14 protein-coding genes and 1 pseudogene are annotated in these 13,776 nt (G+C 74.8%); 8 read left to right on the forward strand and 7 right to left on the reverse strand.

The features are described from left to right. Positions 1-127: 127 nt before the first annotated feature. On the reverse strand, positions 128-541 hold the full coding sequence (locus ACWCV3_RS09710) for an SRPBCC family protein (protein WP_451220944.1): 414 nt from the start codon (positions 539-541) through the stop codon (positions 128-130). A 331-nt stretch (positions 542-872) separates the two neighbouring features. On the opposite strand from ACWCV3_RS09710, the gene ACWCV3_RS09715 reads away from it, so the two are divergent. Together ACWCV3_RS09715 and ACWCV3_RS09720 are read left to right on the forward strand one after the other, a co-directional pair. Further along, positions 873-1,331: a DUF5709 domain-containing protein gene (locus ACWCV3_RS09715; RefSeq protein WP_451220947.1), complete on the forward strand. Its 459-nt coding sequence runs from the start codon at positions 873-875 to the stop codon at positions 1,329-1,331. Positions 1,332-1,583: 252 nt separating this feature from the next. Then, positions 1,584-2,573 (forward strand): NAD-dependent epimerase/dehydratase family protein, encoded by a 990-nt coding sequence (locus ACWCV3_RS09720; RefSeq protein ID WP_451220950.1) that lies wholly within the window; start codon positions 1,584-1,586, stop codon positions 2,571-2,573. Between the two features lies 1 nt (position 2,574). Here ACWCV3_RS09720 and ACWCV3_RS09725 read toward each other — a convergent pair whose 3' ends face one another. Next, on the reverse strand, positions 2,575-3,687 hold the full coding sequence (locus tag ACWCV3_RS09725; RefSeq protein WP_451220953.1) for a sensor histidine kinase: 1,113 nt from the start codon (positions 3,685-3,687) through the stop codon (positions 2,575-2,577). After that, positions 3,680-4,426, reverse strand: coding sequence for a response regulator transcription factor (locus ACWCV3_RS09730; protein WP_451220956.1), 747 nt, complete (start codon positions 4,424-4,426; stop codon positions 3,680-3,682). The genes ACWCV3_RS09725 and ACWCV3_RS09730 overlap by 8 nt, the downstream gene beginning before the upstream one ends. A 105-nt stretch (positions 4,427-4,531) precedes the next feature. On the opposite strand from ACWCV3_RS09730, the gene ACWCV3_RS09735 reads away from it, so the two are divergent. From ACWCV3_RS09735 to ACWCV3_RS09745, 3 genes are read left to right on the forward strand one after another with little or no spacing between them, the layout of a single operon-like run. Next, complete coding sequence (locus ACWCV3_RS09735) at positions 4,532-5,254, forward strand: glycosyltransferase family 2 protein (protein ID WP_451220959.1); 723 nt, start codon at positions 4,532-4,534, stop codon at positions 5,252-5,254. Positions 5,255-5,297: 43 nt separating this feature from the next. Further along, on the forward strand, positions 5,298-5,915 hold the full coding sequence (locus tag ACWCV3_RS09740) for a TIGR04282 family arsenosugar biosynthesis glycosyltransferase (RefSeq protein ID WP_451220962.1): 618 nt from the start codon (positions 5,298-5,300) through the stop codon (positions 5,913-5,915). Further along, a complete protein-coding gene (locus ACWCV3_RS09745) occupies positions 5,912-6,676 on the forward strand; it encodes a methyltransferase domain-containing protein (RefSeq protein WP_451220965.1) in 765 nt (254 codons plus the stop codon). The genes ACWCV3_RS09740 and ACWCV3_RS09745 overlap by 4 nt, the downstream gene beginning before the upstream one ends. A gap of 310 nt (positions 6,677-6,986) precedes the next feature. Here the strand turns inward: ACWCV3_RS09745 and ACWCV3_RS09750 are convergent, their stop codons facing one another. Further along, positions 6,987-8,219 (reverse strand): molybdopterin-dependent oxidoreductase, encoded by a 1,233-nt coding sequence (locus ACWCV3_RS09750; RefSeq protein ID WP_451220968.1) that lies wholly within the window; start codon positions 8,217-8,219, stop codon positions 6,987-6,989. A gap of 113 nt (positions 8,220-8,332) precedes the next feature. On the opposite strand from ACWCV3_RS09750, the gene ACWCV3_RS09755 reads away from it, so the two are divergent. Then, a complete protein-coding gene (locus ACWCV3_RS09755; protein ID WP_451220971.1) occupies positions 8,333-9,670 on the forward strand; it encodes a hypothetical protein in 1,338 nt (445 codons plus the stop codon). A 12-nt stretch (positions 9,671-9,682) separates the two neighbouring features. On the opposite strand, the gene ACWCV3_RS09760 is transcribed toward ACWCV3_RS09755, so the two are convergent. Both ACWCV3_RS09760 and ACWCV3_RS09765 read right to left on the reverse strand, forming a co-directional pair. Next, the gene (locus ACWCV3_RS09760) at positions 9,683-10,207 is read right to left on the reverse strand and encodes a GNAT family N-acetyltransferase (protein ID WP_451220974.1); all 525 of its coding nucleotides are present in this window, start codon (positions 10,205-10,207) and stop codon (positions 9,683-9,685) included. After that, complete coding sequence (locus tag ACWCV3_RS09765; protein WP_451220977.1) at positions 10,194-11,021, reverse strand: alpha/beta fold hydrolase; 828 nt, start codon at positions 11,019-11,021, stop codon at positions 10,194-10,196. The genes ACWCV3_RS09760 and ACWCV3_RS09765 overlap by 14 nt, the downstream gene beginning before the upstream one ends. Positions 11,022-11,172: 151 nt before the next feature. On the opposite strand from ACWCV3_RS09765, the pseudogene ACWCV3_RS09770 reads away from it, so the two are divergent. Together ACWCV3_RS09770 and ACWCV3_RS09775 are read left to right on the forward strand one after the other, a co-directional pair. Beyond that, positions 11,173-11,376, forward strand: a pseudogene (locus tag ACWCV3_RS09770) (MFS transporter); the annotation flags it as partial. A gap of 48 nt (positions 11,377-11,424) precedes the next feature. Further along, on the forward strand, positions 11,425-12,582 hold the full coding sequence (locus tag ACWCV3_RS09775) for an anhydro-N-acetylmuramic acid kinase (RefSeq protein WP_451221486.1): 1,158 nt from the start codon (positions 11,425-11,427) through the stop codon (positions 12,580-12,582). 13 nt (positions 12,583-12,595) lie between these two features. Here ACWCV3_RS09775 and ACWCV3_RS09780 read toward each other — a convergent pair whose 3' ends face one another. After that, complete coding sequence (locus ACWCV3_RS09780; protein ID WP_451220979.1) at positions 12,596-13,699, reverse strand: NADH:flavin oxidoreductase/NADH oxidase; 1,104 nt, start codon at positions 13,697-13,699, stop codon at positions 12,596-12,598. Between the last annotated feature and the right edge of the window lie 77 nt (positions 13,700-13,776).

A 13,776-nucleotide genomic window follows, 5' to 3' on the forward strand; every position in this document is an offset into this window, starting at 1 on the left:
GTCCGGCACGGCACCTCGCCGCGTTGTCGCGTCGCCCGAGTACATCCAGTACGCGGGCGATGCTCCGCCTTGCGATGCACCGCACCGGACGCCGCGAGCCTTCCGGCAAACCCTTCCGGTCACAGCACTAGCGGGCGGACCGCTCGGCGGCGCGCTTGATGCCGTGCAGGGCCTCCTCCAGGCCGCGGCTGACGTGCTCGCCCTCGACGTTGTCGGTGTGCAGCTCGACGGTCAGCCGCGAGCTGCCCGCCTCGTCGCCCGCGGCCACGTGCAGCCGGCCGTGGTAGTCGTCGGGGCCGGGCGCGCCCCACTCCAGGCTCTTGCCGTCCTCCAGCACGTGGAGCCACGCCTCGCTGGTGACGTCCTGCTCGGGCTCGCCGGGCGGGTCGATGTGCGCGGTGACGGTGACGCGGTCCCCGTCCTCCGGCTCGACCGAGGTCAGCCGGGGGAGGTAGGACGGGAGGTTCTCCACGTCCGCGAGGTGGTCGAAGAGGCGGTCCGCGGGGACGGCCACGGTGATCGAGTTGTCGTAGTTGCCCATGGTCCCGCTGTGCCCCGGCGTGGGGGAGGGTAAGGGTGCGGACGGGCGGATTGCTCCGGACGGGTGAACGGGTGCGGGCGGGGCCAGGTACCGGCTCACCCGCCCTTCCGGTCCTGCGCGCCGGGGTGGGCGCGGCGGTGCGACTCGCCCGGTCCCTCGTCACCTCGGCCCGGTCCCGGTCCGCGGGCGGCCGTCCGGCCGTTGGCGCAGCGCCGGGCGCGGGGGCGCCTCCGCCGACCTGAGCAGCGGTTTCCCGGGTGAGCAGGATTATTCGTCCGGCTCCGGGAAACGCGGACCCAGATCGGTTGACCGCGAGCGCCTGGAGGCGACCATGAGTGACGAGACCCCGATGGCGGACGACGCCTACCAGCCCGGCGGCGGCAACGAGGAGCAGGGGGACGCCGCGCCGCTGGATCTGCAGGACGCGGTCGGCGAGCGTGACTACGACGAGATCCTCGACGAGGGCTACTCCCCGCCCGAGCGGCCGCTGGGCGTGAACCAGCACGGGACCACTGCCGCCGAGCAGCAGGAGGGGGAGACGCTGGACGAGCGGCTGGAGCGGGAGGTGCCGGACGTGAGCGTGCCGGACGGGGACGGTGTCGGTGACCTGCCGGGCGGAGACGGCGAACCGCTCGACTCCGAGGTGGGCGACGTCCGAGCGGGCCGTCTGGTCGCCCCGGACGAGGGCGCGCACGGTGACACGGTGAGCGAGGAGATCGCCGAGGACGTGGGCATCGACGGGGGAGCCGCGGGCGCCGAGGAGGCGGCCGTGCACGTGATCCCGGACTAAGGGCTGTCCCGTGATTCCCGGCGGGCGCGCGACGACGGCCACGGCGCCTCGCCGCGTTGCCGGATCGCCCCCATACGCCCAGTATGAGGGCGACTCTCCGCCTTGCGACGCACCGCGTCTGCCGCCGCGCGCTGATCCACCGGCAGGCCCCGAACGAGAGGCCCCAGGGGCTGACCGCCCGGTTTCTTACCGAGTGGTGACGCCGGGGCGGGGAGCCGGGGAAGCGGGCGGCCGGGGGCCTAGCTTGGGGCCATGCGTGTATTGGTCACCGGCGGTGCCGGATTCATCGGGTCGCACGTCGTGGACGTGCTGCGGGCCTCCGGGCACGAGGCCGTGGTCTTCGACGTACGCGACGACCCCGCGGCGGACGTGCGCGACCGGGAGGCCGTAGCCGGCGCACTCGCCGGGGTGGACGCCGTGTGTCACCAGGCGGCCATGGTCGGCCTGGGTGACGGTGTCGCCGACGCGGCCGAGTACGTCTCCCGCAACGACCTCGGCACCGCCGTCCTGCTGTCCGCGATGGCGGAGGCGGGAGTGAGGAGGCTGGTGCTCGCCGGGTCGATGGTGGTGTACGGCGAGGGCCGCTACGAGTGCCGCGCCCACGGTGTCGTGCGACCGGGCCCGCGCGCGGAGGCCGACCTGAAGGAGGGCCGCTTCGACCCGCCCTGCCCCGTCTGCGGCACCGCGCTCACCCCCGGCCTGGTGGGCGAGGACGCCCCGGCCGACCCGCGCAACGTCTACGCCGCCACCAAACTGGCCCAGGAGCACCTGGCCGCCGCCTGGGCCCGCGCCGCCGACGGCACCGCGCTCTCTCTTCGCTACCACAACGTGTACGGCCCCCGGATGCCCCGCGACACCCCGTACGCCGGAGTCGCCGCGTTCTTCCGCTCGGCCCTGGAACGGGGCGAGGCGCCCAGGGTGTTCGAGGACGGGGGGCAGCGGCGCGACTTCGTGCACGTACGGGACGTGGCGGCGGCGAACCTCGCCGCGCTCCTGGCGCCGGACCGGCCCGGCACGCTCACCGCGTACAACACCGGCAGCGGCGAGCCCCGCACGGTCGGCGAACTGGCCAGGGCGCTGTCCGCCGCGCACGGTGGTCCGGAGCCTGTGGTCACCGGGGAGTACCGCCTCGGCGACGTGCGGCACGTCACCGCGGACTCGGCCCGGCTGCGCGCCGAGCTGGACTGGCGGCCGGGGGTGCCCTTCGCCGAGGGGATGGCGGAGTTCGCGGGGACCGGCTGAGTCAGGAGGCGGGGGCGGGCAGGGTCACCTCGAAGCGGCAGCCGCCGGGGATGTTCCGTACGCTCGCCCGTCCCTGGTGCGCCTCCACGATCCCCCGCACGATCGCCAGTCCGAGTCCCGCGCCCCCGGGCGGTGTCCGCGCGTCCGTGCCGCGCCAGCCGGTGTCGAAGACGCGGGGCAGGTCCTCCTCGGGAATGCCGCCGCAGCCGTCCGTCACGGACAGCACCACGCCCTCCGGCCCCCGCCGGGCCGCGACGGCGACCGTACCGTCGGCCGGGGTCCTGCGGATGGCGTTGACCAGCAGATTGGCGATGACCCGGCTCATCTCCCTGCCGTCCACCTCGACCGGCACCGGCCGCACCCCGTCACCCACCAGCCGGACCCCGTGTTCGCGGGCGAGCGGGCCCACCCCGGCGAGGGCGTCGCCCACAAGGTCGTACAGCGAGATCCGGGACGGGCTCAGCGGGAGCGTCCCGGCGTGGATGCGGGAGAGCTCGAAGAGGTCGCCGACCATGCCGTCGAGGCGTTCCACCTCGGTTCGGATCTGCCTCAGATAGCGGGCCGGATCGGTGGCCACCCCGTCCTCCAGCGCCTCCGACATGGCGCGCAGACCGGCCAGCGGGGTCCGCAGATCGTGCGAGATCCAGGCCACCAGCTCACGCCGGGAGGCCTCCAGGGCGCGTTCGCGCTCACGGGAGGCGGCCAGCCGGGCACTGGTCGCGGCGAGCTCCCGGCTCAGGGCGTCCAGTTCGGCGGTGGCCGGGACGACGGGCGCAGGGAAGGCGCCTGCGTCGCCGAAGTGCCGGGCGGCGTAGGTCAGTTCCCGGCTGCGGGCGACCACCCGGCGACCCAGAAGGAGCGCGCTCGCCAGCGAGACCACCGCGGCCATGGCGACGACCGTGGTCACCACCCGCAGGTCGTGCGGGGACAGGAACATCGCCCAGGCCACGGCCATGGTGCCCGCCAGCATGGCGAACACGCCGACGCCCGCGACCACGGTCAGCGAGGCGGTCAGCGAGCGGCGCCGGACCAGTCGCAGCACGGCGGCGCCGAGCAGGCCGGAGGCGGCGGCGCCGAGGAAGGCGTAGAGGGCGATGAGGAGGTTGTCACGCACGGCCGTCCTCCTCCTGTTCCGAGGCCGCGTCCGGTTCGAAGCGGTAGCCGACACCCCAGACGGTACGGATCAGCCGGGGCCGGGCCGGGTCCTCCTCGATCTTGCCGCGCAGCCGGCGCACGTGGACGGTCACGGTGGACAGATCACCGAAGTCCCAGCCCCACACCTCCCGCATCAGCTCCTCCCGCCCGAAAGCGCGGCCGGGGTGCCGCAGGAGGAACGCCAGCAGGTCGAACTCCCGCAGCGTCAAGGCGAGTTCGACGCCGTTTCGGGTGGCCCGGCGCCCTGCCGCGTCGACGGTCAGGCCCGCCGCCGCCAACGGGCCGGGTGCGTCCGGCGTCCGGCCGGCGGGTCGGGTGCGGCGCAGCACCGACTCCACGCGCAGCACCAGCTCGCGCGGGCTGAACGGCTTCGTCACGTAGTCGTCCGCGCCGACCTCCAGGCCGAGCACGCGGTCCTCCTCGTCGCCGCGCGCGGTCAGCATGATGACCGGCACCGGGCCGCGCTCACGCAGGCGCGCGCACACCTCCAGACCGTCCATGCCGGGCAGCATCAGGTCGAGCACCACCAGGTCGGGCCACTGTCCGGCGGCGGACGCGAGGGCGGAGGGGCCGTCCGCGGCGCGGTCCACGGCGTGGCCGGCGCGTACCAGGTACCCGGTGACGACCTCCGCGACGGTCGGGTCGTCGTCCACGACCAGGACGCGGCCCGCGGACGGTGCTGTGTTCGGCTGCTGCATGCCCTCCAGCCTGGCACCGCCGGCCGGCCCCGGCCGTCGCGGCAGCCGGACGTCCGCGTTTCGTAAGGAGCGGAAGTCCGCTTCGTCCTGGTTCGGGTTCGTAGGGTGAAAGCCGTGACCACCTCACCCCCACCTCCCGTGGACGTCGTGCTGCCCTGCCTGGACGAGGCCGGGGCGCTGCCCTGGGTGCTGGCCCGCATTCCCGCGGGCTGGCGCGCCGTCGTCGTGGACAACGGCTCCACCGACGGCTCCGCCGAGATCGCCCGCGCCCTGGGCGCGACCGTCGTACGCGAGGAACGGCGCGGGTTCGGCGCCGCCTGCCACGCCGGGCTCCTGGCCGCCACCGCCGACATCGTCTGCTTCTGCGACTGCGACGGCTCCCTCGACCCGGGTCTGCTGCCGCCCTTCGTGGACGAGGTGCGGGCGGGCGGCGCCGACCTGGTGCTCGGACGCCGCCGCCCCCAGGGGCGCGGGAGCTGGCCGGCGCACGCCCGCGCGGGCAACCTCGCGCTCTCCGTCCTGCTGCGCCGCCGCACCGGGCTCACCCTGCGCGATCTCGGGCCGCTGCGCGCCGCCCGCCGCGCACCGCTGCTGGCCCTCGGCCTCACCGACCGGCGCAGCGGCTACCCCCTGGAGATGGTGGTCCGCGCGTCCGACGCGGGCTGGCGGGTCACCGAGCACGACGTGCCGTACCTGCCGCGCTCCGGCGCCTCCAAGGTCACCGGCACCTGGCGCGGCACCTGGCAGGCGGTCCGCGACATGAGCCGGGTCCTGCGCGAGGTGCCCGCGGTGGAGGGGGAGCGGACGGCTTCGGGGGGTACCCGGTGACGGCAGCGCCCCCCACGGGCCCTGTGGGAGCGGGAGAACGCCCATGACCACTCTCCTCGTCATCGCCAAGGAACCCCGGCCGGGCAGGGTCAAGACCCGCCTCACCCCGCCGTTCACACCCCACCAGGCCGCCGCGCTCGCCGAGGCCGCGCTCGCGGACACCTTGCGCGCGGTGGCGGCCGCACCCGCCAGGCGCCGGGTACTGGTCCTGGACGGCCTGCCGGGTCCCTGGCTGCCGGACGGGTTCGAGGTCGTGCCGCAGTGCGCGGGCGGCCTCGACGAACGGCTCGCGGACGCCTTCGCCCACTGCACCGGGCCCGCCCTGCTGGTCGGCATGGACACCCCGCAGATCACCCCGGACCTGCTGACCCCGGACTTCACCGACTGCGACGCCCGCTTCGGGCCGGCCGAGGACGGCGGCTTCTGGGCCCTCGGCCTGGCGCGCCCCGATCCCGGGCTGCTGCGGGGCGTCCCGATGTCCGTGCCCGAGACGGGAAGCCTGCAGCGCGAGCGGCTGGCCGCCGCCGGGCTGCGGGTGCGCGAGCTGCCCCGGCTGCGGGACGTCGACACCGCCGCCGACGCCCGCGCCGTCGCCTCCCTCGCCCCCGGCACCGCGTTCGCCGCGCGTCTGGCGGCCCTCACCCACCCCGGAGCAGCATGAGCACCGCGACCGCGCCCGCCTGGGCCGCCTCCGACCCGTACGCCACCGCGCTGCGCACCGGCCGGGGCCCGCTGTACCTGCGGCGCGGCGACGGCTGGCTGCTGCCGCTGGACGTGGAGCGCTGGTGCGCGGCCGCCGACGCCGTGGACCGGGCGGTGCTCGACCGCTGCGAGGGGGCCGTGCTCGACGTGGGCTGCGGACCCGGCCGGCTGGTGGCGGAACTCGCCGCGCGCGGCCGCAGCGCCCTCGGTGTCGATGTCAGCGAGGCCGCGGTGGCCCGTACCCACACGCTCGGCGGGCGGGCGCTGCACCGTTCGGTGTTCGACCCGCTGCCGGGCGAGGGCGGCTGGGGCACCGTGCTGCTCATGGACGGCAACGTGGGCATCGGCGGCGACGTGGCCGCCCTGCTGCACAGGATGCGTGAACTGCTCAGTCCCGACGGCCTGCTGATCGCCGAGACCGCACCCGGTGACGTGGACGAGCGGGCCCGGGTGCGCGTGGTGGACGTGACGCACGGCCGGGACGCGGTGGGCGAGTCGTTCCCCTGGGCGCGTATCGGCACCCCCGCGCTGCTGGAGCTCGCCCGGCGCGGGGGCTGGCCGGAGACGGAGACCGTTCAGTGGAGCGACGGCGAGCGCTGCTTCGTGGCCCTGCGCAGCCGCAGGACGAGCAGCAGGGCGGAGCCGCCGAAGAGCACGGCGGTGATGAGCAGCCAGCGGAGCAGGAAGACGTCCGGGTCGAGCCCGGTGGCCGACCGGTAGCGGTCCGCCGACAGACCGAGGATCAGCGGGCACCACACCAGCAGCGCCAGCCCGGACAGCACGGCGGGCACACGTACGTACAGCGTCCAGCGCGCGGCGTCCCCGGCCCGCAGCGCACGGTCGAGCGCGGAGTAGAGCGGCAGCAGCACCAGGTCGTGCAGCAGCGCCGCCCCCACGAACCAGAGCACCACCCCGAGCCAGTCGCCGGACAGCAGCCGTACACCGGCGTAGGCGGCGAGCGCGAACGAGCAGACCAGCAGGAGCAGTTGCAGCGGACTGCCGAGCGGGACACGGAAGGTCGGCAGGCGCATCACAGGTCTCCGAAGGTCAGCCGGGCCACCCACTTGGTGTTGTGGACGCCGGGAGCGGCGGGCACGATGATCCGCGCCGGATAGCCGTGGTCGGGGGACAGCTCCTCGCCGTTGACGTACAGGGCGAGCAGGGAACGCGGGTCGGACACCTGGTTGGCGCGCAGCGCCGCCCGCCGGAAGGCGCCGTGCCGCTGGAGGGACTCCACGAGCACGTCGGGCGGAGCGCCCTCGTACCCGGCGAGCGCGGCGAGGTCCCGCAGCCGCACCCCGCGCCACCACTGGTCCGCCGTGGACCAGCCCTCGACACAGGCGATCGGCAGCGAGGCGCTGTGCTGCGGCATACGGAGCAGATCGGCACGGCCGAGCCGTACCGTGCCCGCCGGGCCGGTGAGGACCAGGCGCCAGGCGTCCGGGTGCGTGTCGGCGTCGGTGATCCCGGCGTAGCGGGCCGTCTTGTTGATCTGGAAACCGTTCGGCCCGCCACCGGGATCGGACCCGCCGTGCGGCGCGAGCAGCGCGGTACGGCGCAGCGGGCCGCCGAGGCTCTGTCCCACCGTCGTCACGAACAGCAGCAGCGAACCACCGCCGACCAGCCACAGCGCACCACGCCGGGACACGGTGGGCGGTGCGGGGTCGGGCGCCTCCAGTCCGGCCTCGTCCCGCCGCCCTGCCCGTACGGCACGCACGGCCGTCGGTGTCCGCAAGCCGGCGTGGACGACGAACGCGGCGACGAACACCCAGGCGCCGTAGAAGTGCAGAGGGTAGAACGAGCCGGGGAACACGTACTCCAGCTGGACGTTGAGCAGTCCGGTGACGAACTGGAACAGCGCGCCACCGACCAGGAGCAGCAGGGACACCCGCTCCAGCGCGTGCGCCACCGAGCGGGCCGGCGGCAGCGTGAACAGCTTCGGCACCACCGACCACAGCTTGGCCAGCAGCACCGGTACCAGCACGACGCCCAGTGTGACGTGGACGCCCTGGCTCAGCCGGTACAGCCAGGACGGCCCGGCCGGCCAGTCGAAGAGGTAGAAGCCGAGCACGCCCTTGTCCGGGGTCGTGTCGTTCACGCTTGAGAGATTCGGGTTGTAGGCGGCGTAGGACACCAGGCCCGTCACGAAAAGCACGCTGATGCCGCCGAGCAGCACCAGCCCGAGCACCGCCGTGAACCGGGTACCGCGCAGGGGGCTGTGCCAGAAGCGGGGAGAGCTGGGAAGCCGGGGATCGTCACGCATGCCCCGACCGTAGGCCCGGCGACACCCCGGAGCGGGCGCGCGACCCATGACGAAACGCTGACGTCCGGCCCGGAAGGCGGACCCGAACCGCCCCCACGGCCTAGCGTGCCGGTGTGATCCACCGCCAGCCCCACACCTCCCGCCGCGACCTCTGCGCCGCCGCCGCTGCCGTCCTGCTGGTGACCGCCGCCGTCCTGGCCGGCCGTCACGTCCAGGACGCCCACCACACCCTGTTCGTGCACTGGCCCCCGCTCTTCGCCGACTGGCACCCGCACGTCGGCCCCGGCACCCCTGCCGCGCTGATCCTCGCCGCCGCCGGCGTGGCGTACGGGCCCACGCTCGCCGCCCGGCTCCCGTGGCGTGCCCTGCCCTGGGTGACCTGGGCCGCGTCGGCCGGCTGGATCGTGTCCCTGGCCCTGATCGACGGCTGGCACGACGGCATCGCGGTACGCCTCACCACCGCGAACGAGTACCTCCAGGTCATCGGCCGCTTCCACGACATCCCGGCCACCCTGCGCGGCTTCGACGACCACATCCTCGCCGGCGCCCCCGGCAACTGGCCCGCCCATGTCGCAGGCCATCCCCCCGCCGCCACGCTCACCTTCGTCCTGCTGGACCGGCTCGGGCTGGGCGGTGGCGGCTGGGCCGGGATGTGGTGCGTGGTGCTGGGCGCGTCCGCCTCCGCCGCCGTACTGGTCACCGTCCGCGCGCTGGCGGACGAACGCCTCGCCCGGCGGGCGGCGCCCTTCCTGGTCCTCGCCCCGGCCGCGGTCTGGATGGGCTCCTCGGCCGACGCCTACTTCGCCGCGGTGGCCGCCTGGGCGGTGGCCTGCCTGGCGCTCGCCCTCACCCGGCGGTCCCTGCCCCGGGCGGCCGCCTCCGGCCTGCTGGCCGGTCTGACCGCCTACCTCTCCTACGGCCTCACGCTGATCGCCCTGATCGGCCTCGCGGTACTCGCTCTCGCCCGCGCGGACCTGCGTGCCCGCCCCCTGCTGGTGCTGCCCTTCCTGGCCGGGCTGGCCGTGCTGCCCGTCGTGTTCGCGCTGCTCGGATTCAACTGGTGGACGGCCTACCACCTGCTGGTGACCCGCTACTACCAGGGCGTCGGCGGCACCCGCCCCTACAGCTACTGGATCTGGGCCAACCTCGCCTGCGCCGCGATCATCACCGGCCCGGCGACGGCGGCGGCCCTCCCGCGCACCGTGGGCTCTCTCGCCCACCGCGGCGACCGTCCCGCGACCCGCCTGGCGCTGATCGTCTGCGCCGCCCTGGCCGCCCTGCTGATCGCGGACCTGTCCGGCATGAGCAAGGCGGAGACGGAACGCATCTGGCTCCCCTTCGCGGTGTGGCTGCTGGCCGCGTGCGCCCTGCTGCCCCGCCCCCGCGCCTGGCTCGCCGCCCAGGTGACCCTCGCCCTGCTGCTCAACCACCTGCTGCTGACGGGATGGTGAGGCGCCCGGGGCTCAGACGAGGTCGATCCGGTACCAACTCCCCGACTTGCCACCGAGGTCGGGGGGACCGGCGGGGCCGGTGCGTACGAACCCGGCCTTGAGCAGGACGCGTTGTGAGGCGATGTTCTCGTGAGCGGCGGCCGCGCGGAGGGTGCGCAGGGCGTGCCTGGACCGCGCCAGCACGCACAACCGCCGTACAGCCGCCGTCGCGACTCCGCGTCCGCTGGCGTGTTCCGCCACCCGGTAGCCGAGTTCGGCGGTTCCGTCGGCGAGGTCGTAGAGGTTGAAGCGGCCCAGGACTGAGCCGGTCGTGCTGACGAGCAGGTAGAAGGCGCAGGCGCCGGTGGCCTGTTCGGCGAGGAGGGCGTCGTAGCGGTCGGTGAAGCGGGCGAAGTACTCGTCGCCCCGGTCGGAGACGGCGGCGGTGAAGTAGTCGCGGTTCGCCAGCTCGAACGCCAGCACGGCCGGGGCGAGATCGGTGCTCAGCGGCCTCAGCTCCGGCGAGGGCACCGTCCCGCCCCGCTCAGCGGCGGACATCCACCGAGGCCAGGAAGTCGCCGATCAGCGCGGTGAGGACGGCGGGCTGTTCGAGCGTGCTGCTGTGCCCGCAGTCCGGCACCACCTCCAGCCGGGCCCCCGCGACGGCGGCGGTGATCCGCTCCGCGTCGGCGCGGGGAGTGGCCAGGTCGTCGGAGCCGACGGCCACCAGTGTGGGTACGCGGACGCGGCGCAGCTCGGCCTGGAAGGGTTCCCGTTCGACGACCCCCAGTACGGCCTTGCGTATCCCGGCCCGCTCGCAGCGCCGCAGGCGGCGTACCCACTCCTCGACGACCGGCTTGTTCGCCGGGTCGGCCAGGAAGCCGGGGCCGAACATCGCGGCCTTCACCTTCCCCAGCACCGGCCCGACCCCGGTGAACCGGTAGACGCGTGCCAGCCGCCGGTACTCGGCGGCCTTGTCGGACGGCTCGCCGTCCGCGCTCGTGTCCAGCAGCGTGAGCGAGCGCAGGAGTTCGCCGTGCCGGGCCGCGACGCGCTGGCCGACGAAGCCGCCCATGGAGAGGCCGACCCAGTGCACGGGTCCGAGGCCGAGGTGCCCGATCAGGGCGACGGCGTCGGCGGTCAGGGTGTCCATGTCGTACCCGGACGGCGTCGCGGGGGTGTCGCCCTGGCCGCGCCAGTCCACGGTCACGCAGCGGTAGCGGTCCCGGAGCGCCTCGATCTGCGGATGGAACATCCAGCCGCTGAACAGCAGACCATGACCGAAGACGACAGCCGGCGCGTCCGGCCTGCCCGCAGGCGCGCCGGTGTCGGTGTACGCGATCGCTGCCCCATTGACCTCGGCAGTGGGCACGAGCTGCTCCTTCGCTCCAGCAGGCGGCGCTGCGGGAAGCGCCGGCGGTGGGAGCCGAGCATAAGGAGGTACCGGGCCGACGGCACAGCGGCGTGCGCGAGTCGGATCCGCCCCGTGGCTCCCGCGCACGCGCCGTCGCCGTCGCGATCGGGCGGGACAGGGCCCCGCCCTGCTCGCCGAGATGTTCGCCACGCGCGTGCGCTGCACGGGGCTCGGACTCGCCTACGCCCTGTCCAATGCCGTGTTCTCGGGCCGCGCCGGGCTCATCATCACGGAGGCCGTGAAGCGGACCGGGAACGTGGACGTACCCGCCCGCTACGCGGCGGCGGCCTGTGCGGTGAGCATGCTCGCCCTCTTCAAGAACACCTCTTCGAGGGCACCGCGGGAAAGGAGGGCGGGACGGATGCTGGTGATCGGCCTGATGTCGGGAACGTCGTACGACGGCATCGACGCGGCCGCGGCCGAGCTGCGCCTGGCCGGGGACACGCTGCGCCTGAAGCCGCTCGGGATGGTGAGCGAGCCGTACGACGCCGGCCTCCGGGAGCTGCTCGCCGGTGCGCTGCCCCCGGCGGCGGTGCCACTGGCGGACGTGTGCCGCCTGGACACCCGGATCGGGCGGGCGTTCGCCGCGGCGGCCGTGCGGGCCGACGCCGAACTGTGCGGCGGAGCGGCCGAGCTGATCGCCTCGCACGGGCAGACCGTCTATCACTGGGTGGACGGCGGCCGGGTGTGCGGCACTCTGCAGCTCGGGCAGCCCGCGTGGATCGCCGAGGCGACCGGGCGGCCCGTGGCAGCCGACTTCCGGCCGCGGGACGTGGCGGCGGGCGGCCAGGGCGCACCGCTGGTCAGCCTGGTGGATCTCCTGTGGCTGCGGGGCAGGCCGGGGACACCGGTGGCGCTGAACATCGGCGGCATCGCCAACCTGACCGCCCCGGACGGGACGGCCTTCGACACCGGTCCGGGGTGCGCGCTGCTGGACGCGGCGGCGCGGGAGTTCAGCGGGGGCCGGCTCGCGTACGACGCCGACGGCGCGCTGGCCGCCCGGGGGCGGGTGCACGGCCCGCTGCTGGAGCGGCTGTCGGCCGACCCGTACTACGCACGCCCGGCGCCCAGGACGACGGGCAAGGAGCAGTTCCACCCCGGCTACCTGCGGGCGACGGCTTCCGAGCTGCTGGCGGGCGTCTCCGCCGAGGACACCCTCGCCACGCTCACCGAGCTGACGGCCCGCACGATCGCGGACGCCGTCCGGTCGGTCGCCGCCACAGAGGTCGTCGCCTCCGGCGGCGGCACCCGGAACCCCGCACTGATGCGTGCCCTCTGCGCCGCGCTCCCCGGCCTCCCGGTACGCGTCTCCGACGACCTCGGCCTCCCCTCGGCCGCCAAGGAGGCGTACGCCTTCGCCGTCCTGGGCTTCCTCACCCTGCACGGCCTCGCCGGAACGGACCCCGCCAGTACGGGCGCCCGTCATCCGAGCATCCTCGGCTCGCTCACCCCCGGCCGCGACGGACTCGGACTGCCCGCCCGGCCGGAACAGGCTCCCGTACGGCTGAAGCTGGAGTGACCTCGGCGTCCGGTCAGAACGCCCGGTGGTACGGCTGGGGGACGTGGGGCTCGGCGCCGAGCTCGCGGGCGGCACGGAGCGCGAAGGAGGGATCGCGGAGCAGTTCGCGGCCGAGCAGGACGGCGTCGGCCTGACCGTCGGCGACGATCTTCTCGGCCTGGCGCGCCTCCGTGATGAGCCCCACCGCGGCGACCGGCAGCCCGGTCTCACGGCGAACCCGCTCGGCGAAGGGCACCTGGTAGCCGGGGCCGGTCTCGATGCGGGCGCGGGGCGCGACACCGCCGGAGGACACGTCGACCAGGTCGACGCCCCGGTGGCCGAGGTCGGCCGCGAGCCGGACCGTGTCGTCCACGGTCCAGCCCGTGCGGTCGTCGCTCTCGTCCTCGCTGAGCCAGTCGGTGGCCGAGACCCGGAAGAACAGGGGGAGCTCGTCCGGCCACACTTCGCGGACCGCCTCCGCCACCCGCAGCGCGAACCGGGCACGCCCCTCGTAGGAGCCGCCGTAGGCGTCGGTGCGGTGGTTGGCGTACGGGGAGAGGAACTGGTGGACGAGGTACCCGTGTGCCCCGTGGATCTCGGCCACCTCGAAGCCCGCGGCGAGGGCGCGCCGGGCGGTGGCGGCGAACTCCTCGACGATCGAGTCGATCTCGGCGGTGGTCAGCTCGGCGGGGGCGGTGTAACCGTCGTCGAAGGGGAGCGCGCTGGCGGAGACCGGCCGCCAGCCGTAGCCGTCGCCCGGCGCGATCGGGCCGCCCCGGTCCACCCAGGTCCGCTCGGTGGACGCCTTGCGGCCGGCGTGCGCGATCTGGATGCCGGGAACGGTGCCCTGGGACTTCAGGAAACCGGTGATGCGCGCGAACGCGGCCTGCTGGGTGTCGTTCCACAGCCCCAGGTCGTACGGGCTGATGCGGCCCTCGGGGCTGACGGCGGTGGCCTCGGTGAGGATCAGGCCGGTGCCGCCGGCCGCGCGTGCCGCGAGGTGCTGGAAGTGCCAGTCGTTCGGCGCGCCGGTCTCCGGTCCCTCGGGCGCGGCCGAGTACTGGCACATCGGCGCCATCCACAGGCGGTTCCGCACGGTCAGCGAACGGAGGGACAGCGGTTCGAACAGGACGCTCACGCGGGGCTCCCGGGGGTCGTGGGTCGGCATGGCGGCCCACGCCGTGCCGGACGCGGGCCGACTGGGACAACACCGTG

Source organism: Streptomyces sp. NPDC001781 (assembly GCF_053596035.1).